The following is a 21,899-nucleotide window of genomic DNA, read 5'->3' on the forward strand; positions in this document are numbered from 1 at the left end:
TGCAGACCATCGACAACCCGTTCGGCACGAGGTTGTCACCCATGTCTTAGGTACATTCTGTTACCCATGTCTCCGGGTCGTACCCTGAAAGGGTGGTGCCGCCTGAGGGACTCGAACCCCCGACCAATAGTTTACAAAACTACTGCTCTACCATCTGAGCTAAGGCGGCACATTTTACCCTACGTATACCCCTGAAGCCCGATTTTGAAAAATCTCTTGGTTTTTCAACACCGTGGCTGATTGATCCAGCGAATTACAAAACCGCTGCTCTACCAGCTGAGCTACAAGGGCACGGCGCTCCGGTTACCATATCTGCTGCGCCAGTAAAGACAAAACTCCGTTTTCGACCGCCGCGAACGCGCCGGTTCTGCCGCCAAGGCGTCCTGAAAACGGCCAATTCGCTTCCTATATTGATCGGAGGTGCAATCGCATCAGCGAGGCTGTCGCATGATCAGGTTTGTCATCATTCTGCCGCTCGTCGTCGTGGCCTGGGTTCTCCTGGTGAAGCTCATCAAGGACCTGAAGCACGCCAATATCGACTGGACCGGCGTCACCACCATCATCGGCTTCATCGCGCTTGCCTTTTGGCTTCGCCATATCACCGGCATGGGCTGAGGCCTGCCGGTTGTTCCGGTGAACTGTCGACGGCGCGACCGTTCGTGGTCGCGCATCAGACGTCGCGATTTCTCCCGCCGAGAAAAATCCAAAAAGACCTTCGAACCTTTTTCCTTGTTGCGACGACTGATGGTCAAGAGGCGGTTGGATCGCCTCCCACAACAAGGAGATCGTCATGTTCAAGCGCACCATCGTTGCCGGCCTCGTCGCCACCACTGTCGCCGCCGCCATGCTGGTCGGCACCGTTCAGCCGTCGGCCGCCCATCACAAGCACAAGCACCTCGGCATCGGCATTGCCGCAGGTGTCGGCGGCTTCCTGCTCGGCAGCGCGCTGGCCCAGCCGCGCACTGTCTATATCGAGGAAGGCGGCGGCTCGTGGCACGTCCGGCGCTGCCTCAATCGCTACCAGAGCTACGACCCGTACTCGGACACCTATGTCGGCTACGACGGCTATCGCCATCGCTGCTGGCTTTGAGGGCGCAAGCTTGGGAGGAGGTGACCGTTTCAGGCAACCGGAAGAAGGGGCACCCCACTGCCCCTTTTTCTGTGTGTCTGAGTGGCAGGGCAGAGGGGTTGTTCCTCCGACCTCTTAGGACCTGGGTTCCTCGCCCGCCGCGAAGCGGGGGAGAGGTGGCCGCCCACGGGTCTTGCCTTCGGCAAGCCCGAGGACAGGCTCCGCGGCCGGAGAGGGGGCCTTCGTAGGGCGCGGTCCCCTCTCCGTCGCGGCTTCGCCGCGCCACCTCTCCCCACTTCCGTGGGGCGAGGAACCCAAGCTGGAACAAAGCCGCGCTCCGTCAGCCTCTCTGTCCTGTCGAACATCGCCCACTTAAGGCGAGATCGGATGCCGCTTCAGCATTCGCCAACACTCTTGCCGATGTACAGCGATTTCCCAACAGCCTAATCTGCACCGACACCGAAACAGGGAGAGGGCGCTTGGGCGAGCACGATCCGAACGAAGAGCCGATCGAGACGGTTTTCCGCAACGGCACAATCACCACCGTCGGCATCCTGCTGGCGTTCTCGCTGGGCTTCATCACGCATTGGGCCGCCAACCCGATACCATGGGAAATCTATCACCTGGCCGCCGTCGTGCCGATTTTGATCGGCATTGCCCTGCAGATACGAGCGCTGCGGTTGCTGCTCGACATAACGTCTCTACAACGGCGCGTTTATGAACGCGCCAATCGTATCTTCATTGCCGGCCTCATCTTCACCGCCTGCGGAGTTGGGCTGGCGATGCTGCTTGATTTCTATGACCTATCGACCAAGAGCGCGGTGCCCGGGGCCTAACTCTGGCCACTCTGGCAGATGTCGCACCATTCCGCGCTGGTCAGCGCTGCCATGCGCTCGGCTCGCTGCCAAGGCCGGGAGGGGTCGGCAGGCCGCCGATCATCCTCGTCACCTCCGCCGCCGCGTCGCGCACCAGCGGGCCGATCTCGGCCAGCCGTTCCGGCGTGACCCGCACCGTCGGCCCGGAGACCGAAACGCCGCCGATCGGTTTGCCGAATTCATTGAAGATGGCGGCGGCAACGCAGCGCATGCCGGGATGCCGCTCCTCGTCGTCAACCGACCAGCCGCGCAGCTTGATCGTCACCAGGTCGCGGGCGAGAGCCGAGATGTCGGACAGCGTATTTTCGGTGAAGCGCTCCAACCCGGCCCGGCGCAGGATGGTGGCGACGCGCTCCGGCTCGAGATGCGCCAGCACCGCCTTGCCGATGCCCGAGGCATGGAAGGAGCTGCGCGTGCCCGGCCGGAAGAAGGCGCGGATCGCCTGATGCGTCTCGACCTGGCTGACGAAGACGACGCAATCGTCCTCGGCGACACCGAGATTGGCGGTCTCGCCGGTCTTCTCCATCAATTCCTGCATGACGATACGGGCGCGGTCGACCAGCTTGCGGCGGCGCAGGAACGCCGCGCCCATGCGATAGGTCTCGACGCCGATGAACCACAGCTGGTCGGTGCCGTCGAACTCGACCATGCCGTGGTTCTCCAGCGTCGTCAGCATGCGGTAGGCGGTGGATGCCGGCAGACCGGAACTGGCGGCGATCTCGCTCAACGACAGGCCACTGCCATCGGCGACGATTGCCAGGATCCGCAGCGCCCGGTCCAGCGACTGCACCGAGGCGGCCTCGGCCGGCCCGTTGAAGGCGCGCGGCCGGCCGCGCTGGCGTTTTTCGGTGGTTTCCATCGGGCCATTCTTCGCCCTGTTCGCCCAAACAGGCAATGAAAAAGTTTTCCAGTGATTTACGAAGCGAATTCATGGAAAACAAAAAGACCAATCAATTCAAACAACAAGAGCTGTTTTCTAGAAATGGAAAAATATTCTGAAAAAATTGAAAAATCATTGGTGCGCTGGCATCATCGGCTATCAACAATTCCGTGGAGGCTGACATGGCCAGGATGCGCGCAGTCGACGCAGCGGTTCTCGTTCTCGAAAAAGAAGGCATCTCCTGTGCCTTCGGCGTGCCGGGTGCTGCGATCAACCCGCTTTATTCGGCGCTGAAGGCGAGGGGCAGCATCCGCCACATCCTTGCGCGGCACGTCGAGGCGGCCTCGCATATGGCCGAAGGGTTTACCCGCGCCAGATCGGGCAATATCGGTCTGTGCATCGGCACTTCGGGTCCGGCCGGCACCGACATGATCACCGGCCTCTATTCGGCCGCCGCCGATTCTATTCCCATCCTCTGCATCACCGGGCAGGCGCCGCGGGCACGTCTCAACAAGGAGGATTTTCAAGCCGTCGACATCGCCGCGATCGCCGCACCCGTCGCCAAATGGGCTGTTACCGTCATGGAGCCCTATCTGGTGCCGATGGCGCTGCAGAAGGCGTTCCATCTGATGCGCTCGTCGCGGCCGGGGCCGGTGCTGGTCGACCTGCCGGTCGATGTGCAACTGGCGGAGATCGAGTTCGATATCGATGCCTACGAGCCGCTGGTGCCGTTCAAGCCGGCAATGTCGCGCACTCAGGCGGAGAAGGCGCTGACGATGCTCGACGCGGCGGAAAAGCCTGTGATCGTCGCCGGCGGCGGCATTATCAACGCCGATGCGTCGGACCTGTTGATAGAATTCGCCGAAGTCACCGGCGTGCCTGTCATTCCGACGCTGATGGGCTGGGGCGCGATCCCCGACGACCACCGCCTGATGGCCGGCATGTGCGGACTGCAGACCTCGCATCGCTACGGCAATGCGACGATGCTCGAGGCCGATTTCGTTTTCGGCATCGGCAACCGCTGGGCCAACCGCCACACCGGTTCGGTCGATGTCTACACCAAGGGCAAGAAGTTCATCCACGTCGATATCGAGCCGACGCAGATCGGCCGCGTCTTCGCACCGGACCTTGGCGTCGTCTCGGATGCCGGTGCGGCGCTTAAAATGCTGCTCGACGTCGCCACCGAATGGAGGACCGCCGGGAAATTGCGCGACTGGTCGGGCTGGGCCGGCGAATGCCGGCAGCGCAAGAAGACGATGAAGCGCAAGACCCATTTCGACCAGGTGCCGCTGAAGCCGCAGCGCGTCTATGAGGAGATGAACAGGGCGTTCGGCCGCGACACCACCTATGTCACCACGATCGGCCTGTCGCAGATCGCCGGGGCACAATTCCTGCATGTCTATAAGCCGCGCAACTGGATCAATTGCGGCCAGGCCGGGCCGCTCGGCTGGACATTGCCGGCAGCGCTCGGCGTTCGCGCCGCCGATCCGGACCGCACCATTGTGGCATTGTCCGGCGACTATGATTTCCAGTTCATGATCGAGGAACTGGCGGCCGGCGCGCAGCACAGATTGCCCTACATCCATGTCGTGGTGAACAACGCCTATCTCGGGCTGATCCGCCAGGCGCAGCGCGGCTTTTCGATGGATTTCGAAGTCAGCCTGGCCTTCGAGAACGTTAATCGACAGGGCGATGCCGAAGCTGGCTATGGCGTCGACCACGTCGCCGTTGCCGAGGCGATGGGCTGCAAGGCAGTCCGGGTGCGCCGGCCGGAGGAATTCGCCGGTGCCTTCGAAGAGGCAAAGCGCCTGATGGACGAGCACCAGGTTCCGGTGGTGCTCGAATTCATCCTCGAGCGCGTCACCAACGTTTCGATGGGTACCGAAATCGACAAGATCACCGAATTCGAGGAGCTTGCCGAGCGCCATGAAGATGCCCCCACGGCGATCGTCATGCTCGATTAAGCCGCATATGAGGAACTACTGCCATGCCACGGTTTTCAGCCAATCTTTCGATGCTCTTTGGCGAGCATGACTTTCTCGACCGCTTCGATGCCGCTGCCCGCGCGGGCTTCAAGGGCGTCGAGTACATCGGTCCCTATGACCATGCGCCGGATGTCGTCGCGGCCAGGTTGAAGAAGAACGGGTTGACGCAGGTCCTGTTCAACCTGCCTGCCGGCGACTGGGCCAAGGGCGAGCGCGGCATTGCGATCCTGCCGGACCGCATCCCGGAGTTCCGGCAAGGCATTGCCAAGGTCGTCACCTATGCGCACGCGCTCGGCTGCGAGCAGGTCAATTGCCTCGCCGGCATCGCGCCGCAGAGCGTCGATCGCTCCGTGCTGGAGGACGTGTTCGCCGAAAACCTGGCTTTCGCGGCGGAAAAGCTGGAGCAGGCCGGCATCAGGCTGCTGATCGAGCCGATCAACACCCGCGACATTCCGGGCTTCTTCCTGAATTACTCGGATCAGGCCCTGGCGCTGATCGACCGCGTCGGCTCGAAGAACCTGTTCCTGCAATACGACATCTATCACATGCAGATCATGGAGGGGGATCTCGCCCGCACCATCGAGGCAAACCTCGACCGCATCGCGCATATCCAGCTTGCGGATAATCCCGGCCGTCATGAGCCGGGGACGGGCGAGATCAATTTTCCCTTCCTGTACAACCACATCGACCGCATCGGCTATTCCGGCTGGGTTGGCGCGGAATACAAGCCGAAGGGTGGGACGGAAGCCGGACTCGGGTGGTTTCGGGAGTTGGCCGGGCAGGGGAGTGCGGCGGCGTAGACGCTACGCATCGCCGCCTTACAAGAAACGGAGAAGACATGGAAACCATCGGCTTTATCGGCCTCGGCATCATGGGTGCGCCGATGGCGGGGCATCTGCTCGACGCCGGCTACACCGTCGTCGCCAGCGATCATCGCTCGAAGCCGCCGGCCGATCTCGTCGCCAAGGGTCTGAAGATCGTCGCTGGCCACAGCGCCGTCGCGGAAATGGCCGACATCATCATCACCATGGTGCCGGATACGCCGCAGGTCGCCGATGTGCTGTTCGGCGAAAACGGCGTCGCGTCCGGGCTGACAAGAGGCAAGCTGGTCATCGACATGAGCTCGATCTCGCCGATCGAGACCAAGGAATTCGCAAAAAAAATCAACGATCTCGGCTGCGACTACCTCGATGCGCCGGTGTCGGGCGGCGAGGTCGGCGCCAAGGCTGCGTCGCTGACCATCATGGTCGGCGGCGAGGAAAGGGCCTTCGAACGCGCCAGGCCCATCTTCGAAAAGATGGGCAAGAACATCACGCTGGTCGGACCGAACGGCGTCGGCCAGACAACCAAAGTCGCCAATCAGATCGTCGTCGCGCTGACCATCGAGGCCGTCGCCGAAGCGCTTGTCTTTGCTTCAAAAGCCGGTGCCGATCCGGCCAAGGTGCGGCAGGCGCTGATGGGCGGATTGGCCGCCTCGCGCATCCTCGAAGTGCATGGCGAGCGCATGATCAAGCGCAGCTTCGCGCCCGGTTTCCGCATCGAACTCCACCAGAAGGACCTGAATCTCGCTCTCGAAGGCGCCAAGGCGCTCGGCGTCGCCCTGCCCAACACCTCGACGACGCAGCAACTGTTCAACTCCTGCGTGGCCAATGGCGGCGCCAAGGAGGATCACTCGGCGCTGGTCAGGGCGCTGGAGCGTATGGCGGGATGTGAAGTGGGTGAATAGTGAGCAGTGAGGAGTGAATAGTAGATGGCAGTGAGTAGTTGGTAATGAGTTGATCACGACCTGCGTGCAGTCTCACCATTCACTCTTTCAAAAATTTCCTTGCCGCATAAAGGCTCACCGCCGCGGCATTCGACACGTTGAGCGAGCGGATGGCGCCGGGCATGTCGAGCCGGGCGAGCGTCGTCACTGTCTCGCGCGTTTTCTGGCGCAGGCCTTTGCCCTCGGCGCCAAGCACCAATGCGATCTTTGCTCCGGCAAAGCTGGTTTCGAGTTCCGCCGGACCGTCCGAATCCAGCCCTATCGTCTGGAAACCGGCCTCGTGCAACTGCTCCAGCGCATCGGCCAGGTTCTTCACCTCGATCTGGTCGATGTGTTCCAGCGCGCCGGAAGCCGACTTCGCCAGCACGCCGGATTCCTGTGGGCTGTGGCGCGCCGTGGTGATCAGCGCGCCGGCGCCGAAAGCCACCGCCGAGCGCAGGATTGCGCCGACATTGTGCGGATCGGTGATCTGATCGAGCACCAGCACCAGCCTGGTGTCGCCAAGCGCATCGAGGCGCTTGGGTTTTAGCGGCTCGGCCTCGATCAGCACGCCCTGATGCACGGCATCCGAGCCGGTGACCTTGTCGATGTCCTTCGGCTCGACCAGTTCCGCCTTGAAGGGCAAAGCGGCAAGATCGGCGATTGCCAGGCGCTCGGCAGCGTTGCGCGTCACCAGCATTTTTTTGATCTTGCGGCGCGGATTGTCGAGCGCCGCCCGCACCGTGTGCAGCCCGTAGAGCCGCACCAGCCCATCCGCGGCGGTCTTGCCCGGCGGCACCGGCTGGCGTGGCCTGAACGCCGGCGCGCCGCCGCTCTTCTCGTCGCGATGCGCACGGCGCAGCTTGGCGTAGTGGGTGTCTTTAGGGGTTTTGGGCGTGTTGTCGTTGCTCATGGCCGGTTCTATAGCCGTGTCGTCCGGTCATGGATACAGCCGCACAAGCTGCTTGTCGGGCGAGGTGTGAAATTCAGCGCTTTTTGCCGGGATGTTGCGGTTGACAGTTTTGGACGCTCCCGCCATAAGGCGCTGCGCGGAAAGGCTGCTTTGGCGGCCGCGACGCGTCGATGCCTCGTTGCATGGCTCCGGCGGCAGACTGGAGAGGTGCCCGAGTGGTTAAAGGGGACGGACTGTAAATCCGTTGGCTATGCCTACGTTGGTTCAAATCCAACCCTCTCCACCACTGCCGGCCCGGAAGCCCTGAAACGCAGCGCGAGCGTCGGAGCGGATCCGATGCTTGACTGAAAGGCGCGGGTATAGCTCAGTGGTAGAGCAGCAGCCTTCCAAGCTGAATATGCGGGTTCGATTCCCGCTACCCGCTCCAGATTTCCCCCAAACACGGCGCACTTCGCGCACGATGCCGAAGCAGGCAGCGCCAAGCGAAGCGCTTTGCCGATAGTTCAAAGTATTCGATGCGCGTCCAGACGGACGCGCATCTTAATCTGTGTTTTACGCATATCGTTGTCCCGAACCGCAGGCGGCGTTGGGCGCGACAGGCGTCAGCTCGCGAATTTGCTGAATATGGACGCGAGCTGGTTCTGCTGCGGCACTTGCCCGTTCGGCGTCAGCTGGTCGACAAGCCCGGGCAAGGCCGCGGACAATTGCTGGAGCAATTCCTGCTGATTCAGGCCCGTCCTTTGCGCGATCTCCTGAATGATTTGCGGCCCGAGAGCGCTGCCCAGATCGTTGGGGTTGATCGGCTGGTTCTGACCGGTGCCGACCCACGAATTGGCGACGTTGCCGTGGCCGGCATCCTTCAGTTTGTCGAGCAGGCCGCCCAGACCGCCAAGCAGTCCGCCGTCGGCGGATGCGGTTGTATCAGGCGGGACGGGGGCAGGACTCTGCGCTGCCTCCGGCTGGGCGGAACTTCCACGGCTCAGCATTTTTCCCACCAAAAGTGCGCCGAGCGCGATCATCAGCGGCTTGGCGACGTTGCCGCCGGGAACGGCATTGTCAAACAGTCCCATTGTGGATCTCCATGTCAAATTGCCCGTCCGTCTCCGACAATGACGCATTCATGGCGAATTTCAAGCCGGTTTGAGCTTTCCGTAATCATGATTTTCAAGTTGGCTTGAGCTTTGCTTAATAATGTGGAAGTAATCGGGTGCGGGGAACGGAGAGGAAAAATGTCAATATTAAGCTGGATTATTCTCGGCGTCATCGCCGGCTTCATAGGCAGCAAGATCGTCAATAAAAGCGGGCAGGGCCTGGTGCTCGATATCGTGCTTGGGATTGTCGGGGCTATCGTCGGCGGACTGATCTTCAGCGCTTTTGGTGCGTCGGGCGTTACGGGGCTGAACATCTATAGTCTGATAGTGGCCGTGATAGGCGCGATAGTTGTCCTGTGGGCTTATCACCAGTTTACCGGCAGGCGGGCTCTTTAGAACTGGCAGATCGGCAGTTGCGTCGGCATTCACCCGAATGCCGAGCGCCTATCTAACCCTTTTGAGGATCTGGCGGATCAGCGTGTTGAGGCCGGCTTCCAGCCCTCTCACCATGATCGGCCATAGTTCCTCCAGCAATCGCTGCCATACGGCATCGCGCCCAATCCTGACCGGCAGATTGGGCATCGCGCCCATTGCCGACGTCACGTCGCGGCGCAGCCGCTCGCCACAGGCGCTTGCGCCGCCGATCGTCGGATCGAAGGGCAGCCGGGTGAAATCCCATTTTCCGCGCTGCTCGATGCCGAGATTGCTCTCGACTTCGGCATGCGACAGCATCGTTTTGGGCGTGACCTTGATGCGGTAATATTTGCAGAGTTCGGCGACAACCGCGGTCATCGCGTTCCACTGTGCCCTGGTCATCGGATAGCGGCCGGCATCGAACGGCCTTTCCTCCGGCCCGGCCATGCAGCAGAGCGAAACCCCGATCGAGCCGCCATTGCAGTTGAGCGTGTGCGCGGCATATCCCGGTTTTACCCGACCCGAATTGAGCGCGATCGAAGGCCGGCCCCTGACCACACGGCCATTCCCCTCGACCAGTATGTGATACGCATCCCTATCGGTATCGCCGGCCGAATGCGAGCCTGCCGTCCAATGGTAAATGACGCGCTTCATCGCAACGTTGGGCAACCAGTCGGGCGGCAATGCCACAGAAGTCTCCGCGACATAAGTTCAGTGACGGAGCACAGTATAGTTTCCTTGGCGGCGGACGCGAAAACGAAACAATAGTTTGGTTGAGCGTTTCTAACGGTCAGCTATTCGCCGGCATCTTCGGCGACCGCGTGTTCTCTGTATTGCGGCAGATCGTCAGTGATCGTGAACCACTTCGCCTTGGAGCCGACGAAGATGTGCTGCGTCGGGCGGATGGTTGGCTCGTCGACGAGGCTTCCCATGGCGACATGCACGAAGGCACCGTCGCGGACCACCGAATAGAGCAACGAGCCGCAAGTCTTGCAGTGCGCGTCATGGACGGTTTCGTCGCCGAAGATCGTGAGATTGTCCTCGCCCCTCGTGAGGCTCAGCCTGTCCCGCTCGATGCCGGCGAATGGCTTGAAGGCCGAACCGGTGGTACGCCGGCAGTTCGAGCAGTGGCAGTTCGCGGCATAGACGAACGCGTCCGCCACCGCGTACTGAACGGCGCCGCACAGGCATTTTCCGGCGAGCATGCGGTTGCTTGCATTCTGGTTGTTTCCGTTCTCCGGGCTTGCCATACGCTTCTCCACTCAGGCGATCGTCCCTACACCCTCTCCAGCTCTAGGCGACGACGGTTAACCGGCGCTTGCGCTCGTCGAGCGAGACAATGGTCAACCCGCTGGCGACCACCAGCAGGATACCGCAGATGGCCAGCGCATTCGGGAGCTGCCGGAAAACCACCAGGCCTGAAATCACCGCCCAGACGGTAAAGCAATAGTAGAACGGCGCCACCACGCTGGTCGGCCCGACACGATAGGCCATGAAGATGAAGAAGTGGCCGAAGATCAGGAACAGTCCGGCGCCGCCCATCAGCAGCAGGTGACGGGTTTCAGGCACCACCCATTGCTCGGAAACCAGATGCGCAACGCCGGCGCCGGCGAGCACCACAATCACCGCGGAAATAGCCACGACCATTCCCGGCACGTCGGCGGCGACCTTGCGCCCGGCCAGATCGCGCGCCGCGGACAGGGCTGCATTGCCGAGCGCCAGCAGGGCGTAAACCGAAATCCCCTGCATCGTCGGTTGTGCCACCATCACCGCGCCGACAAAGCCGAGCCCGATCAGCGCCAGGCGTACCCCGCCGATCCGTTCGCCAAACAGCATCGAGGAGCCGACCAGCATCAGCAAGGGCGTGATCTGCCCGAGCGCGGTGGAATCGGCGATCTGCATGTTGGCGAGCGCCACCACGTAGCAAAGGATCGCACCCAGTTCGAGCAGGTTCCTGCGCAAAACCGTCGCATCGAGGATCAGCGGAATCTGCTTGCCATAGCCCAGCATGAACAGCAGCGGAATGCCCCACAACGTTGCCGCAGCGCCGCGCAGGAACAGCACCTCATAGGGCGGCAGTCCCGCGGTTGCGAGCTTCATCATCGTATCGTTGACGATGTAGGACCCGGTCGAAACGACCATGAACAGCGGGCCTCGTATGGCAGTCGGGATGAAATGCATCGGCCCACGAAATCAGACCGGCGCCAAAGCGGCAATGGGCCAGATCCGCCTGTAAATCCGTCAAAGCCGTCAGCCGCCGCCGTAGCCATTCCATTTGCCCCTGTTCGTTCCTATATCCGCGCCACATTCTCCGAAACCGGATCACGCGTTCGGGCGGGCGAGCGCGCTCGGCGACAAGGCACTTGTGTTTTTCGGCCTTAGTCGCTAATCGCCCCGCATTCGACTGAACTGAAGGTCCAGGCCGTCCCCAGGCCGTCCAAGGAAAGAGACTATGGCAAAAGGTAAATTCGAGCGCACTAAGCCTCATGTGAACATTGGCACGATTGGTCACGTCGACCATGGCAAGACGTCGCTGACGGCGGCGATCACCAAGTATTTTGGCGAATACAAGCGCTACGACCAGATCGATGCGGCGCCCGAAGAGAAGGCGCGCGGCATCACCATTTCGACGGCGCATGTCGAATACGAGACCGCTAACCGCCACTATGCCCATGTCGATTGCCCCGGCCACGCCGATTATGTGAAGAACATGATCACCGGTGCCGCGCAGATGGACGGCGCGATCCTGGTGGTGTCGGCCGCCGACGGTCCGATGCCACAGACCCGCGAGCACATCCTTTTGGCCCGCCAGGTCGGCGTGCCCTCGATCGTGGTGTTTTTGAACAAGGTCGACCAGGTCGACGACGCCGAGCTGCTCGAGCTGGTCGAGCTCGAGGTGCGCGAGCTTTTGACCAAGAACGAGTTTCCCGGCGACGACATTCCGATCGTCAAGGGTTCGGCGCTTGCCGCCCTTGAAGATTCTGACAAGAAGATCGGCGAGGACGCCATCCGCGAACTGATGGCTGCGGTCGATGCCTACATTCCGACGCCGGTTCGTCCGCTCGACAAGCCGTTCCTGATGCCGATCGAGGACGTGTTCTCGATCTCGGGCCGTGGCACGGTGGTGACCGGCCGCGTCGAGCGCGGCGTCGTCAAGGTCGGCGAGGAGCTGGAGATCGTCGGCATCCGTCCGACCACCAAGACGACCTGCACGGGCGTCGAGATGTTCCGCAAGCTGCTCGACCAGGGTCAGGCCGGCGACAACATCGGCGCGCTGCTGCGCGGTGTCGACCGTGAAGGCGTCGAGCGCGGCCAGGTCCTGGCCAAGCCCGGCACCGTCAAGCCGCACAAGAAGTTCGTTGCCGAAGCCTACATCCTGACCAAGGACGAAGGCGGCCGCCATACGCCGTTCTTCACCAACTACCGTCCGCAGTTCTATTTCCGCACGACGGACGTGACCGGCATCGTGTCGCTGCCGGAAGGCACCGAGATGGTGATGCCGGGCGACAACATCACCGTCGATGTCGAGCTGATCGTGCCGATCGCCATGGAAGAGAAGCTGCGCTTCGCCATCCGTGAAGGCGGCCGCACCGTCGGTGCCGGCATCGTCGTCACCATCAAAGAGTAATCGTCGGCGCTGCCGGTTGAGATCGAATGCAAAAGGGCGGTCTTCGGGCCGCCCTTTTGATTCTGATATTCCGGCAATGGATTAACCGCATTGCTTCAAATCCTGTTGCAAGCGCCTCTGCCATAACTAGTATAGGTTGCATCGAGGGGGCTGCCCAAATGGTTCCATGGCGCCGTTTGCATAGTCAGGCATGGTGGTCGCTAGGGCTGATCTGCCTGGTGTCGTTGCTTGCCATGGGCCACGCTGCCTTCGCAGCGGATGCAAAAAAATCCACGCCGGAAAAATCCACGCCGGATTTCGGCCCGACGATGCGGTTCGTCGTCGTCCGCAGCAGCGCGCCGGGCTGCGAGCCGACCTGTCCGGAATGGATATCGGCGGAAGGCTCGATTGAAGCCGGCACGCCGGCCCTTTTCAAGCGCACGCTTAAGGCGCTTGGCGCCCGAAAGCTGCCGATCGTCGTCGATTCCCCCGGCGGCAATGTCGAAGCGGCGCTGACACTTGGCCGCCTGATCCGCAAGAACAAGCTCGATATCGCCGTCGGCAAAACCCGCTTCGCCGGCTGCCTGCCAGATATGAAGAACTGCAAGGAAAACGACGGCAAAGGCGCCCGTTATTTCGGCGATGCCTATGGCAACGGCGCCATCTGCAATTCCGCCTGCCCGTTGATGTTTTCCGGTGGCATCCGGCGCGTGGTCGGGGAGTGGGCCTTTCTCGGCGTCCATCAGATCACCACGACCTATATCCGGACGAAACTGCTGTACCGCACCACCTACCGCATGGTGAAAGGCAAGAAGAAGATACTCAGTACCAGGGTCGTCAGCCGGAAGAACGCGGGCAGCTACAAGACCTACGAAATGAACAAACCGCTGGAGCGGAAGCTGGCGGCCTATCTGAAGGAGATGGGCGTCGGCCTGGGCGTGCTTGAGACCATGAAAAGCACGCCGGCCAGCGGCATCCAGCAACTGATTCCCTACGATATGCTGCAAATGAATCTCGTCACCAGTCTGGATGCCGTCGACCTGCTGACCGCGCCAACCCTGTGCAAATCCGATCCGTTGCCGGCGAGTTGCAGGGAAGTGCCGGCGCCGGCGAATATCGCGAAGCCGGCCGGGCAAGTGGTGGCGAGCGCCGAGCCTGCACCTCTGGGGCTCGAAACCCCGCCGGCGAAGGAGGTCGCTGACATGCGCTTCGTCCTGGTCCGCGGCAGCAACCCGCTATGCAATCCCAATTGCCCGGAATGGATCTCGGCCGAAGGCACGATTACCGCTGACACGGCCGAAAAATTGCGCCAACTGCTTGATAGCGTCGGCGACCGGCGCCTGCCCATCGTAGTCAGTTCGCCGGGTGGCGACGTGCTCGGTGCTTTGGCGGCCGGAAGGCTGATCCGCGAACGTAAACTCGACGTCGCCGTGGCGCGGACGGATTTCATTGGCTGCGAGCCGCGGCAGGCCGACTGCACGGCCGAAGACGGCGTCTACAACGGACTGACGGTCGATGCCGGCGGCGAGTGCGGCTCGGCCTGCCCGATCATGCTCGCCGGCGGTGTCAAACGCCTGGTCGGCCCGCGTGCACAGTTGAGCGTGCATTCGATGGGCTTCGAGCAGCGGGTCAAGGCCTATCTCGAGGACATGACTGTTGGACCCGGCATGTTTTCGGCGATGCAATCGGCGCAATACTCGCGCTACCGGCACCTTGAACCAGAGATGATGCTGAAAGTCGGGCTGACCACCGGGCCTGGGTCCGCGGACGAATTGACCGGGCCTGGCATCTGCAGATCGGAGCCAAGGCCGGAGAACTGCCGCGAGATCTCGGGCGCCAAGGCTCAGGCCACCACGCCGGTCAAATCGTAACGCGGGCATGATAGCCGCGAGCCGATCGTGCCGATCGCCATGGAAGAGAAGCTGCGCTTCGCTATCCGTGCAGGCAGCCGGACCGTCGGTGCCAGCATCCATCAAAGAGCAATCGGCGCCGGCATTGCCGGTCGAGATCGGACGCGAAAGGGCGGTCTTCGGGTCGCGCTTTTTCGTCTGCTGACTCCGGGCAGAACAATCTTGCGCGGGTGTTTCAAAGCTATTGCAAGCACCATCGCCGCAACTATTATCGGTTGCATCGAGGGGGCTTTTGCCGAGCGTGGTTCCAGAACGCCGTTCAAACAGTAGGGCAAGGTGGTGGCGCGGGTTGGTTCGCCTGGCGCCGATGGTCGCAATTGCGATGGTTGCCTTTGCGGCGAAGGCCGAGGATGTCTTCCCGAAATGGTCCGATCCGACGACTTGGACCGATCCGAAGATATTCTCCGATGATCTCTCGCCCATGCGATTCGCAGTCGTGCGGAGCAACGCGATCGGCTGCGAGCCTAACTGTCCGGAATGGATTTCGGCAGAAGGCGCCATAGAAGCGGGCACGCCAGCGCAGCTCAAGCGCGTATTGAAGACGCTCGGCCGCCGCAAACTGCCGATTATCGTCAATTCCCCGGGCGGCAATGTCGATGCGGCGCTCCAGCTTGGTCGAATAATCCGCAAAAACAAGCTCGATATCGCCGTCGGTACGACCAAGTTTTCCGATTGTTGGCCTGGGATGAAGGATTGCCGAGCCAATGACGGCAAGGGCGCCGCATATTTCGGCATTGCGTCTGACGGGGGCGCCATGTGCAACTCCGCGTGTCCGCTGATGTTTGCCGGAGGCGTCGGACGCGTGGTCGGCGGTTGGGCCTATCTAGGCGTCCATCAGATCACTACGACTCATTTCCGCACAACACGGCAATATCGAACCACCTATCGAGTTGTGCGGGGCAAAAAATACAAGATCACCACAGAAACCGTCACTCAAGACAATGTCGGCTACAAGACCTATGAGATGAGCAAGGCGATTGAGAGGAGGCTTTCGGCCTATCTCAGGGAGATGGGTGTCGAACGGGGCGTGCTCGACAGAATGAAGGCCACGCCCGCCAGCGACATCCGGCAGATCGCCCTCGATGACATGCTGACGATGAAGCTGGTCACCAGCAGGGACTCTCTCGACATGCTTACGCAGGCGGGCATTTGCCGGCGGAGTCCTGCGCCGACGAACTGCAGAGAGATCCCTGCGAATGCCAAACTGGCCAAGGTGGCAGCGATCGAGGCGAAGGCCGGACCTTCTCAGCCGGCTCAAGTCCCCCTTTTTCAGCCGGTCAGGGAGGCACCTGCTCAGCCGGTCCAGGTAGCGCCAGGAAAGGAGGCGCCGGACAAGGGCTTCATACTCGTTCGCGGCAGTGATCCGATGTGCGAGCCCCACTGCCCGGAATGGATGTGGGCTCTGCCGCTCGGGGCAGCGCGGGGTGGGGCACCCGAGATGCGCTTCGTGATGGTTCGTGGCAGCAATTCGTCCTGCAATCCCGACTGCCCGGAATGGATATCAGCCCAAGGCGTAATCACGAGCCGGACCCCGCAGAAGCTGGGCCAGTTCCTCGCAACGCTTGGCAGCCGGCGGCTGCCTATAGTGGTGAGCTCGCGAGGTGGCGACTTGTTCAGCGCTCTGGCGGTGGGGCGACTTATCCGTGAAAAGAAGCTCGACGTCGCCGTTGCCCGCACCGATTTCGTTGGCTGCGACCCGGGAGAGTGGAATTGCTTGGCCAAAGATGGCGCCTATGCCGGAGTGGCCAGCGATGCGAAAGGCGACTGCGATTCGGCCTGCGCGCTGATGCTGGCTGGGGGCGTCAGGCGGCTTGTCGGTTCACGGGCGCTACTCAGCCTTTACCTGATGGGACAAGACCAACTGATTAAGGCTTACCTTGACGAGATGGCAATCAACCCTGATCTGTTCATGGCGCTTCAGCGCATTCCTGTCGAACGTCAGCTCGAACCTGACGTGATGCTGAGGGTCGGACTGACGACTGGGCCGCAATCAGTGGACGAGCTGATGGGTGCCACCCTCTGCAGATCGGTGCCGAAGCCTGACAATTGCCGCGTGGTGCTCTCGCCCAATGCACAGGCCGAGGCGCCCGCCAAATTGTAGAGGCGCGTCGGCTTCGGAAACTGGCCATCGAGGCAGGTTGAGCGGCGCTCGATTTTTCCGCTATCGTCCAGCGAAGACCAGCATGGGAGGGACCGCGAATGAGCCATGATGTCCCGACATTGTTCGAATGGGCCGGCGGCTCCGAAGCGTTGAACCGCCTGACCCAAACCTTCTACGACAGCGTCTCTCGGGACCCCATCGTCGGGCCGGTGTTCAAACATATGTCGCCCGATCATCCCGCCCACGTCGCGGCTTTCATCGGCGAAGTTTTTGGTGGACCGAAAACCTACAGCGAAAAGCACGGCGGCCATCGCGAGATGGTGATGCATCATCTCGGCAAGCATCTGACCGAGGAGCAGCGCCGGCGCTGGATCAATCTTCTCGTCGACGCCGCCGACGAGATCGGGTTGCCTGACGATCCCGAATTCCGCTCGGCCTTCATGGGCTATGTCGAATGGGGATCGCGGCTGGCCAAGATGAACTCCAACAAGGGCCCGACCTGCGATCCCGAGAGCGAACCAATGCCGACCTGGGGTTGGGGGGTGCCGGGCGGCCCCTACAAGCCGCCTTCGGGAGACTGACCGGGCACGAATCGGTCGAAAACCCTGCCGGCCAGGAAAACGGGTGGCTATGGAGGTTTCGGTCCTCCAGGCTAACGGTTTGAAGTCGCCGTCGACTGGCGGGGCCACACTGAGAACCGGAGACTTGCGATGAGATCGGAAGGCAAGAAAAGTTCAGACAGCGCCTTTGACAGCGGTCGCGGAACTCGAAATCCATTTGGCGTCATGGACGTCCCCACTCCCGACGACGAGGAGGTCTCGGCGTTCGCCGCCAGCGTGAAACTGGAGGGAACTGCAAGTGATGAAAACGCCGAAACGTGGGGCACCGAAAGCGACCGCAACAGCAACGACACCATCGACGGCAGCTGGTCCAGCCGATGGAACGGCGGTGCCGATCCCACAATTCCGGGCGATGCCGAGGATAAGTGGAAGTCCGGCCGGGGCGAGGTGAAAACGGCGGGAGAGAGAGTTTACCTATTGTTCGATTGGCATCATGGCGTGCGCAAAGGGCTGATCGATGCGCGGCGCGAGGGTGCGAAAGGGCTGGTTGGAAAATATGTCAATCTGACCGACCCGAAAATCGTGCGTCCCTGGGTCGGCTTGATCGTCAGCAACCAGAGAATCGACGGGAAATGGCCGGGAGGACGCCTGGACTTCCGCAGATGAAGGCTGGGCAGCGCACGTCGCTCTTTACAGAGCGCGCGGAAGCTTTTAGGAAGCGCCTGCTGCGCCGACATGCGCATACGGGCATAGCTCAGTTGGTAGAGCGGCGGTCTCCAAAACCGCAGGTCGTAGGTTCGAGCCCTGCTGCCCGTGCCATTCTTTGAATGGATGCCTAAAACGATTCTTTTGCAGTGCGGCCTTTGAAAATCGGCTTGTGACTTGCCATATAGCACAAGTTGCGGCATAAGGGCCGCATAGCCGGGACGGGACGACTGGATGGTTCCGAGGCGGCGTTTGGCCATAAAGCGGACACTTGCCACTTGCGTGGATCAAGAATCGGTTTTATGTAGACGAGACAGACACGCGACGCGTGGAGCTGGGAAGCCGGCTTTACGCGTCTGATTTGCATGGGCGAAATGATTGCGCTGATTCGGCGCGAACGCACGCTCAAGCGGCACGTCCCGGCCAGCGGGATCATCCAGGGGGCCCGGCCAACGGGTCTTGCAGACAGAGCGGCATATGGCTTCGAAAACCACAAATCCCTTCACTTTTCTCCAGCAGGTTCGCGCGGAGACCGCCAAGGTCACTTGGCCGTCGCGGCGCGAAACGATGATCTCGACGGTGATGGTCCTTGTGTTCGCGGTCATCGCGATGATCTTTTTCTTTACCGCAGACGTGGCCATGGGCTTTGCGGTCGAAAAAATCCTCGGCCTCGGACAGTAAGTCCGGCGATTACGGAGAAGTCTTGAAATGACCGCGCGGTGGTACATCGTCCACGCCTACTCGAACTTTGAAAAGAAGGTCGCCGAGGACATTGAGAACAAGGCCAAGCAGAAGGGCCTGTCCGCCGACATCGAGCAGATCGTGGTGCCGACCGAGAAGGTCGTCGAGATCCGCCGCGGCCGCAAGGTCGATGCCGAGCGCAAGTTCTTCCCGGGCTATGTGCTGCTGAAGGCCAATCTGACCGACGCCGTGTTCTCGCTCGTCAAGAACACGCCGAAGGTCACCGGTTTCCTGGGCGACTCCAAGCCGGTGCCGATCACCGAAGCCGAGGCCCAGCGGATCCTGAACCAGGTTCAGGAGGGCGTCGAGCGGCCGAAGCCGTCGGTGACGTTCGAGATCGGCGAAGCGATCCGCGTTTCGGATGGACCATTCGCGTCCTTCAACGGTTTCGTCCAGGAAGTGGACGAGGAGCGGGCGCGGCTCAAGGTGGAAGTTTCGATCTTCGGGCGCGCTGTGCCGGTCGATCTGGAATTCGGACAGGTCGAGAAGGGCTGATCCGAAATCCCTGCACCGGTTTCGGCGGCAGGGAAGGCGGCGCGGAGATCGCGCGGCCAAAAGCGGGTGGGAGGCGAATGCGGCTTTAGCCGGCCGCGCGGACCGCACCACCAGACTGCAACCGCCGGCAAGACCGGCATGAGAAAAGGCAGGAAGAGAGATGGCTAAGAAAATTGCAGGCCAGCTCAAGCTCCAGGTTTCCGCGGGATCGGCCACGCCGTCGCCCCCGATCGGCCCGGCGCTTGGTCAGCGTGGCATCAACATCATGGAGTTCTGCAAGGCGTTCAACGCGCAGACCCAGGAAATGGAAAAGGGTTCGCCGGTTCCGGTCGTCATCACCTACTACCAGGACAAGTCGTTCACCTTTGTCATGAAGACGCCGCCGGTGAGCTATTTCCTGAAGAAGGCCGCCAACCTGAAGTCGGGTTCCAAGGAGCCGGGCAAGCTCAAGGCCGGTACGATCGGCCGCGACAAGGTGCGCGCCATCGCCGAGCAGAAGATGAAGGATCTGAACGCAAACGACGTCGAGGCGGCCATGCGCATGGTCGAGGGCTCCGCCCGCTCGATGGGTCTGGAAGTGGTGGGCTGAGATCATGGCAAAGATTGCAAAGCGTGTATCGAAGACCCGCGAAGGCATCGATCCCAACAAGGCTTACGCTTTGGGTGAGGCGCTGAAGCTGCTCAAGGATCGCTCCTCGGTGAAGTTTGATGAGACCGTCGAGGTCGCGATGAACCTCGGCGTCGATCCCCGCCATGCCGACCAGATGGTCCGCGGCGTGGTCAATCTGCCGAACGGCACCGGCCGCAGCGTTCGCGTCGCCGTGTTCGCGCGCGGCGACAAGGCCGAAGAGGCCAAGGCCGCCGGCGCCGACATCGTCGGAGCCGAGGACCTGGTCGACATCGTCCAGAAGGGCACGATCGACTTTGACCGTTGCATCGCCACGCCGGACATGATGCCGCTGGTCGGCCGTCTCGGCAAAGTGCTCGGTCCGCGCGGCATGATGCCGAACCCGAAGGTCGGCACCGTCACCACTGACGTTGCCGCCGCTGTCAAGGCATCGAAGGGCGGCGCCGTCGAGTTCCGCGTCGAGAAGGCCGGCATCGTTCATGCCGGCGTCGGCAAGGTGTCGTTCGACGTCAAGGCGCTGGAAGAAAACGTCCGCGCCTTCGCAGACGCGGTGACCAGGGCAAAGCCGGCTGGGGCCAAGGGCAACTACGTCAAGAAGGTGTCGGTCACCTCGACGATGGGCCCGGGCCTCAAGCTCGATGTCTCGACGCTCGCAGCGTCCTGATACGAACAATTGGATCGGCCGCTAAAACGCTGATCCGTGAAAGAATTCCGGGCCTCCGACCTGTCGGTGGCCCGGTACCGGAAGTCGAAAGGCTTCCGGACATCCTGTCCGAGATTGCAGGCGGCCCCAAGCCTTAGGTGATGTGGGCCTTAATTCATGTGGGCCTGCATGAGACGGGTGAAGACCGGACAAAGGGGCGAAAGCTCCAATGAAAGGTTCGAACCGTGTTTGCCTTTTGTCTGCGCACCGTCCGGCTAGCCGGCAGGTGTGGCGAAAGGGGGCAGGATCCTCGAGCGTCGTTCGGGAGATCCGTTACTGGATGGCCCGGCCGGCAAAAGGCAACCCGACGCCTGTCCTTCGTAGAGGGCAGGGGTCAACTGGAGATAGGCAGTGGACAGAGCGGAAAAACGCGAACTCGTCACGGGCCTGAATGATGCGTTTTCAAGCGCTGGTTCAGTCGTCGTGGCCCACTACGCCGGTATCACCGTCGCGCAAATGAACGACCTTCGGTCGAAAATGCGCGCCGCCGGTGGCACCGTCAAAGTCGCGAAGAACCGTCTCGCCAAAATCGCTCTTCAGGGCACGGACTCCGCATCGATCATCGAGCTGTTCAAGGGACAGACGCTGATCGCCTATTCGGAGGATCCGATTGCGGCGCCGAAGGTCGCGTCCGATTTCGCCAAGGGAAATGACAAGCTCGTCATTCTCGGTGGCGCAATGGGCACCACCTCGCTCAACGCCGACGGTGTGAAGGCACTCGCCACACTCCCGTCGCTCGATGAGCTGCGCGCCAGGCTGGTTGGCATGATCGCCACGCCGGCAACCCGGATCGCCCAGATCGTCAATGCGCCTGCGGCCTCGGTCGCGCGCGTCATCGGCGCTTACGCCCGGAAGGACGAGGCGGCATGAGGCCGTTCCTCGCTATCACAAACACACGTTCGAACCTTATGAAGGAACATTGCAATGGCTGATCTGGCAAAGATCGTAGACGACCTTTCGAAGCTGACCGTCCTCGAGGCGGCCGAGCTGTCGAAGCTTCTTGAAGAAAAGTGGGGCGTTTCCGCCGCTGCTCCGGTGGCGGTTGCCGCTGCCGGCGGCGCTGCGGCCGCTGCTGCTCCTGTCGAGGAAAAGACGGAATTCGACGTCGTCCTCACCGAGGCAGGCGCTCAGAAGATCAACGTCATCAAGGAAGTTCGCGCCATCACCGGTCTTGGCCTCAAGGAAGCCAAGGACCTGGTCGAGGCGGCTCCGAAGCCGGTCAAGGAAGGCGTTTCCAAGGCCGACGCGGACAAGTTCAAGGCCCAGCTGGAAGCAGCCGGCGCCAAGGTTGAACTGAAGTAAGCGTTGAGTACCGGGGGGGGGCGGGGGGCCGCGCGCCCCCCCCCCCCACCCCGGGGGGGGGGGGGGGGGGGGGGGGTTGGAGGGCGCGCCCCGAGCGGGCGCGGGCGGAAAAGCGGCCGGGCGGGGGGCCGGTTTGTTTTTTTTTGTTTTCTGGTTTGGAGGGGCAGCGGGGGGGG

General features: G+C 61.8%; 25 protein-coding genes and 4 tRNA genes. 22 read left to right on the forward strand and 7 right to left on the reverse strand.

Annotated elements, in window-relative coordinates; genetic code table 11:
- Positions 1 to 93: 93 nt before the first annotated feature.
- Positions 94 to 169 (reverse strand) — tRNA-Thr (locus NKH80_RS29390).
- Positions 170 to 447: 278 nt separating this feature from the next.
- On the opposite strand from NKH80_RS29390, the gene NKH80_RS29395 reads away from it, so the two are divergent.
- From NKH80_RS29395 to NKH80_RS29405, 3 genes are all read left to right on the forward strand, one after another.
- On the forward strand, positions 448 to 615 hold the full coding sequence (locus NKH80_RS29395; RefSeq protein WP_352451069.1) for a hypothetical protein: 168 nt from the start codon (positions 448 to 450) through the stop codon (positions 613 to 615).
- A 175-nt stretch (positions 616 to 790) separates the two neighbouring features.
- On the forward strand, positions 791 to 1,090 hold the full coding sequence (locus NKH80_RS29400) for a BA14K family protein (protein ID WP_352746790.1): 300 nt from the start codon (positions 791 to 793) through the stop codon (positions 1,088 to 1,090).
- A 458-nt stretch (positions 1,091 to 1,548) separates the two neighbouring features.
- Positions 1,549 to 1,905, forward strand: a complete 357-nt coding sequence (locus NKH80_RS29405) for a hypothetical protein (RefSeq protein WP_352451067.1) — start codon at positions 1,549 to 1,551, stop codon at positions 1,903 to 1,905.
- 40 nt (positions 1,906 to 1,945) lie between these two features.
- Here NKH80_RS29405 and bhcR read toward each other — a convergent pair whose 3' ends face one another.
- On the reverse strand, positions 1,946 to 2,803 hold the full coding sequence (bhcR, locus tag NKH80_RS29410; RefSeq protein WP_352995459.1) for an HTH-type transcriptional regulator BhcR: 858 nt from the start codon (positions 2,801 to 2,803) through the stop codon (positions 1,946 to 1,948).
- 203 nt (positions 2,804 to 3,006) lie between these two features.
- On the opposite strand from bhcR, the gene gcl reads away from it, so the two are divergent.
- Genes gcl through NKH80_RS29425 form a run of 3 tightly spaced genes read left to right on the forward strand, consistent with a single transcriptional unit; the run spans position 3,007 to position 6,535 of the window.
- Positions 3,007 to 4,788 (forward strand): glyoxylate carboligase, encoded by a 1,782-nt coding sequence (gcl, locus tag NKH80_RS29415; RefSeq protein WP_352995462.1) that lies wholly within the window; start codon positions 3,007 to 3,009, stop codon positions 4,786 to 4,788.
- Positions 4,789 to 4,811: 23 nt separating this feature from the next.
- Positions 4,812 to 5,609 carry a hydroxypyruvate isomerase gene (gene hyi / locus NKH80_RS29420; RefSeq protein ID WP_352995465.1) on the forward strand — a complete coding sequence of 266 codons (798 nt, stop codon included), beginning with the start codon at positions 4,812 to 4,814 and terminating at the stop codon, positions 5,607 to 5,609.
- A gap of 38 nt (positions 5,610 to 5,647) precedes the next feature.
- The gene (locus tag NKH80_RS29425) at positions 5,648 to 6,535 is read left to right on the forward strand and encodes a 2-hydroxy-3-oxopropionate reductase (RefSeq protein WP_352995468.1); all 888 of its coding nucleotides are present in this window, start codon (positions 5,648 to 5,650) and stop codon (positions 6,533 to 6,535) included.
- Between the two features lie 79 nt (positions 6,536 to 6,614).
- Here NKH80_RS29425 and rlmB read toward each other — a convergent pair whose 3' ends face one another.
- A complete protein-coding gene (gene rlmB / locus NKH80_RS29430; RefSeq protein ID WP_352995471.1) occupies positions 6,615 to 7,466 on the reverse strand; it encodes a 23S rRNA (guanosine(2251)-2'-O)-methyltransferase RlmB in 852 nt (283 codons plus the stop codon).
- Between the two features lie 201 nt (positions 7,467 to 7,667).
- On the opposite strand from rlmB, the gene NKH80_RS29435 reads away from it, so the two are divergent.
- Positions 7,668 to 7,752, forward strand: a tRNA-Tyr gene (locus NKH80_RS29435).
- Positions 7,753 to 7,819: 67 nt separating this feature from the next.
- Positions 7,820 to 7,893, forward strand: a tRNA-Gly gene (locus NKH80_RS29440).
- Between the two features lie 175 nt (positions 7,894 to 8,068).
- Here the strand turns inward: NKH80_RS29440 and NKH80_RS29445 are convergent.
- On the reverse strand, positions 8,069 to 8,536 hold the full coding sequence (locus NKH80_RS29445; RefSeq protein ID WP_352995474.1) for a YidB family protein: 468 nt from the start codon (positions 8,534 to 8,536) through the stop codon (positions 8,069 to 8,071).
- Positions 8,537 to 8,695: 159 nt separating this feature from the next.
- On the opposite strand from NKH80_RS29445, the gene NKH80_RS29450 reads away from it, so the two are divergent.
- The gene (locus tag NKH80_RS29450) at positions 8,696 to 8,953 is read left to right on the forward strand and encodes a GlsB/YeaQ/YmgE family stress response membrane protein (RefSeq protein ID WP_254817133.1); all 258 of its coding nucleotides are present in this window, start codon (positions 8,696 to 8,698) and stop codon (positions 8,951 to 8,953) included.
- Between the two features lie 48 nt (positions 8,954 to 9,001).
- Here NKH80_RS29450 and NKH80_RS29455 read toward each other — a convergent pair whose 3' ends face one another.
- The 3 genes from NKH80_RS29455 to NKH80_RS29465 all read right to left on the reverse strand — a co-directional run bounded on the left by NKH80_RS29455 (position 9,002) and on the right by NKH80_RS29465 (position 11,152).
- Complete coding sequence (locus NKH80_RS29455; protein ID WP_352995477.1) at positions 9,002 to 9,661, reverse strand: N-acetylmuramoyl-L-alanine amidase; 660 nt, start codon at positions 9,659 to 9,661, stop codon at positions 9,002 to 9,004.
- Between the two features lie 104 nt (positions 9,662 to 9,765).
- Entirely contained in the window at positions 9,766 to 10,221 is a 456-nt protein-coding gene (locus tag NKH80_RS29460; RefSeq protein ID WP_352899452.1) for a GFA family protein, read from the reverse strand.
- 43 nt (positions 10,222 to 10,264) lie between these two features.
- Positions 10,265 to 11,152: a DMT family transporter gene (locus NKH80_RS29465; protein WP_352704860.1), complete on the reverse strand. Its 888-nt coding sequence runs from the start codon at positions 11,150 to 11,152 to the stop codon at positions 10,265 to 10,267.
- Between the two features lie 271 nt (positions 11,153 to 11,423).
- Here NKH80_RS29465 and tuf point away from each other — a divergent pair, with 271 nt between their 5' ends.
- The 13 genes from tuf to rplL all read left to right on the forward strand — a co-directional run bounded on the left by tuf (position 11,424) and on the right by rplL (position 21,723).
- On the forward strand, positions 11,424 to 12,599 hold the full coding sequence (gene tuf / locus NKH80_RS29470) for an elongation factor Tu (protein WP_254817137.1): 1,176 nt from the start codon (positions 11,424 to 11,426) through the stop codon (positions 12,597 to 12,599).
- Between the two features lie 158 nt (positions 12,600 to 12,757).
- Complete coding sequence (locus tag NKH80_RS29475; RefSeq protein ID WP_352995481.1) at positions 12,758 to 14,449, forward strand: COG3904 family protein; 1,692 nt, start codon at positions 12,758 to 12,760, stop codon at positions 14,447 to 14,449.
- A 27-nt stretch (positions 14,450 to 14,476) separates the two neighbouring features.
- Positions 14,477 to 14,758, forward strand: coding sequence for a hypothetical protein (locus NKH80_RS29480; protein WP_352995484.1), 282 nt, complete (start codon positions 14,477 to 14,479; stop codon positions 14,756 to 14,758).
- On the forward strand, positions 14,730 to 16,589 hold the full coding sequence (locus tag NKH80_RS29485; protein WP_502901007.1) for a COG3904 family protein: 1,860 nt from the start codon (positions 14,730 to 14,732) through the stop codon (positions 16,587 to 16,589). Before NKH80_RS29480 ends, NKH80_RS29485 begins: the two co-directional genes overlap by 29 nt.
- 98 nt (positions 16,590 to 16,687) lie before the next feature.
- Entirely contained in the window at positions 16,688 to 17,170 is a 483-nt protein-coding gene (locus NKH80_RS29490) for a group II truncated hemoglobin (protein ID WP_352995490.1), read from the forward strand.
- A gap of 129 nt (positions 17,171 to 17,299) precedes the next feature.
- Entirely contained in the window at positions 17,300 to 17,815 is a 516-nt protein-coding gene (locus tag NKH80_RS29495; RefSeq protein ID WP_352995493.1) for a hypothetical protein, read from the forward strand.
- Positions 17,816 to 17,892: 77 nt separating this feature from the next.
- Positions 17,893 to 17,968, forward strand: a tRNA-Trp gene (locus tag NKH80_RS29500).
- 363 nt (positions 17,969 to 18,331) lie between these two features.
- Positions 18,332 to 18,535, forward strand: coding sequence for a preprotein translocase subunit SecE (gene secE / locus NKH80_RS29505; RefSeq protein ID WP_023680439.1), 204 nt, complete (start codon positions 18,332 to 18,334; stop codon positions 18,533 to 18,535).
- 27 nt (positions 18,536 to 18,562) lie between these two features.
- The gene (gene nusG, locus NKH80_RS29510) at positions 18,563 to 19,090 is read left to right on the forward strand and encodes a transcription termination/antitermination protein NusG (RefSeq protein WP_006333333.1); all 528 of its coding nucleotides are present in this window, start codon (positions 18,563 to 18,565) and stop codon (positions 19,088 to 19,090) included.
- 160 nt (positions 19,091 to 19,250) lie between these two features.
- On the forward strand, positions 19,251 to 19,679 hold the full coding sequence (gene rplK, locus NKH80_RS29515; RefSeq protein WP_254817141.1) for a 50S ribosomal protein L11: 429 nt from the start codon (positions 19,251 to 19,253) through the stop codon (positions 19,677 to 19,679).
- A 4-nt stretch (positions 19,680 to 19,683) separates the two neighbouring features.
- The gene (rplA, locus tag NKH80_RS29520; protein ID WP_254817142.1) at positions 19,684 to 20,382 is read left to right on the forward strand and encodes a 50S ribosomal protein L1; all 699 of its coding nucleotides are present in this window, start codon (positions 19,684 to 19,686) and stop codon (positions 20,380 to 20,382) included.
- A 390-nt stretch (positions 20,383 to 20,772) separates the two neighbouring features.
- Positions 20,773 to 21,291, forward strand: a complete 519-nt coding sequence (rplJ, locus tag NKH80_RS29525; RefSeq protein ID WP_008875657.1) for a 50S ribosomal protein L10 — start codon at positions 20,773 to 20,775, stop codon at positions 21,289 to 21,291.
- A 54-nt stretch (positions 21,292 to 21,345) separates the two neighbouring features.
- The gene (rplL, locus tag NKH80_RS29530) at positions 21,346 to 21,723 is read left to right on the forward strand and encodes a 50S ribosomal protein L7/L12 (RefSeq protein WP_140752948.1); all 378 of its coding nucleotides are present in this window, start codon (positions 21,346 to 21,348) and stop codon (positions 21,721 to 21,723) included.
- The last annotated feature ends 176 nt before the right edge of the window (positions 21,724 to 21,899 follow it).

The organism is Mesorhizobium sp. M0904, assembly GCF_040319475.1.
Taxonomy (GTDB): domain Bacteria; phylum Pseudomonadota; class Alphaproteobacteria; order Rhizobiales; family Rhizobiaceae; genus Mesorhizobium.

Excerpts from the sequence above, each read along its gene's own strand:
- hyi (WP_352995465.1), top strand. The coding sequence starts at position 4,812 with ATGCCACGGTTTTCAGCCAATCTTTCGATGCTCTTTGGCGAGCATGAC.
- rplK (WP_254817141.1), top strand. The coding sequence starts at position 19,251 with ATGGCTAAGAAAATTGCAGGCCAGCTCAAGCTCCAGGTTTCCGCGGGA.
- rplL (WP_140752948.1), top strand. The coding sequence starts at position 21,346 with ATGGCTGATCTGGCAAAGATCGTAGACGACCTTTCGAAGCTGACCGTC.
- NKH80_RS29475 (WP_352995481.1), top strand. The coding sequence starts at position 12,758 with ATGGTTCCATGGCGCCGTTTGCATAGTCAGGCATGGTGGTCGCTAGGG.
- gcl (WP_352995462.1), top strand. The coding sequence starts at position 3,007 with ATGGCCAGGATGCGCGCAGTCGACGCAGCGGTTCTCGTTCTCGAAAAA.
- rlmB (WP_352995471.1), bottom strand. The coding sequence starts at position 7,466 with ATGAGCAACGACAACACGCCCAAAACCCCTAAAGACACCCACTACGCC.
- NKH80_RS29465 (WP_352704860.1), bottom strand. The coding sequence starts at position 11,152 with ATGCATTTCATCCCGACTGCCATACGAGGCCCGCTGTTCATGGTCGTT.
- NKH80_RS29425 (WP_352995468.1), top strand. The coding sequence starts at position 5,648 with ATGGAAACCATCGGCTTTATCGGCCTCGGCATCATGGGTGCGCCGATG.
- NKH80_RS29490 (WP_352995490.1), top strand. The coding sequence starts at position 16,688 with ATGAGCCATGATGTCCCGACATTGTTCGAATGGGCCGGCGGCTCCGAA.
- nusG (WP_006333333.1), top strand. The coding sequence starts at position 18,563 with ATGACCGCGCGGTGGTACATCGTCCACGCCTACTCGAACTTTGAAAAG.
- NKH80_RS29395 (WP_352451069.1), top strand. The coding sequence starts at position 448 with ATGATCAGGTTTGTCATCATTCTGCCGCTCGTCGTCGTGGCCTGGGTT.
- NKH80_RS29460 (WP_352899452.1), bottom strand. The coding sequence starts at position 10,221 with ATGGCAAGCCCGGAGAACGGAAACAACCAGAATGCAAGCAACCGCATG.
- secE (WP_023680439.1), top strand. The coding sequence starts at position 18,332 with ATGGCTTCGAAAACCACAAATCCCTTCACTTTTCTCCAGCAGGTTCGC.
- NKH80_RS29495 (WP_352995493.1), top strand. The coding sequence starts at position 17,300 with ATGAGATCGGAAGGCAAGAAAAGTTCAGACAGCGCCTTTGACAGCGGT.
- rplA (WP_254817142.1), top strand. The coding sequence starts at position 19,684 with ATGGCAAAGATTGCAAAGCGTGTATCGAAGACCCGCGAAGGCATCGAT.
- NKH80_RS29445 (WP_352995474.1), bottom strand. The coding sequence starts at position 8,536 with ATGGGACTGTTTGACAATGCCGTTCCCGGCGGCAACGTCGCCAAGCCG.
- bhcR (WP_352995459.1), bottom strand. The coding sequence starts at position 2,803 with ATGGAAACCACCGAAAAACGCCAGCGCGGCCGGCCGCGCGCCTTCAAC.
- NKH80_RS29400 (WP_352746790.1), top strand. The coding sequence starts at position 791 with ATGTTCAAGCGCACCATCGTTGCCGGCCTCGTCGCCACCACTGTCGCC.
- tuf (WP_254817137.1), top strand. The coding sequence starts at position 11,424 with ATGGCAAAAGGTAAATTCGAGCGCACTAAGCCTCATGTGAACATTGGC.
- NKH80_RS29450 (WP_254817133.1), top strand. The coding sequence starts at position 8,696 with ATGTCAATATTAAGCTGGATTATTCTCGGCGTCATCGCCGGCTTCATA.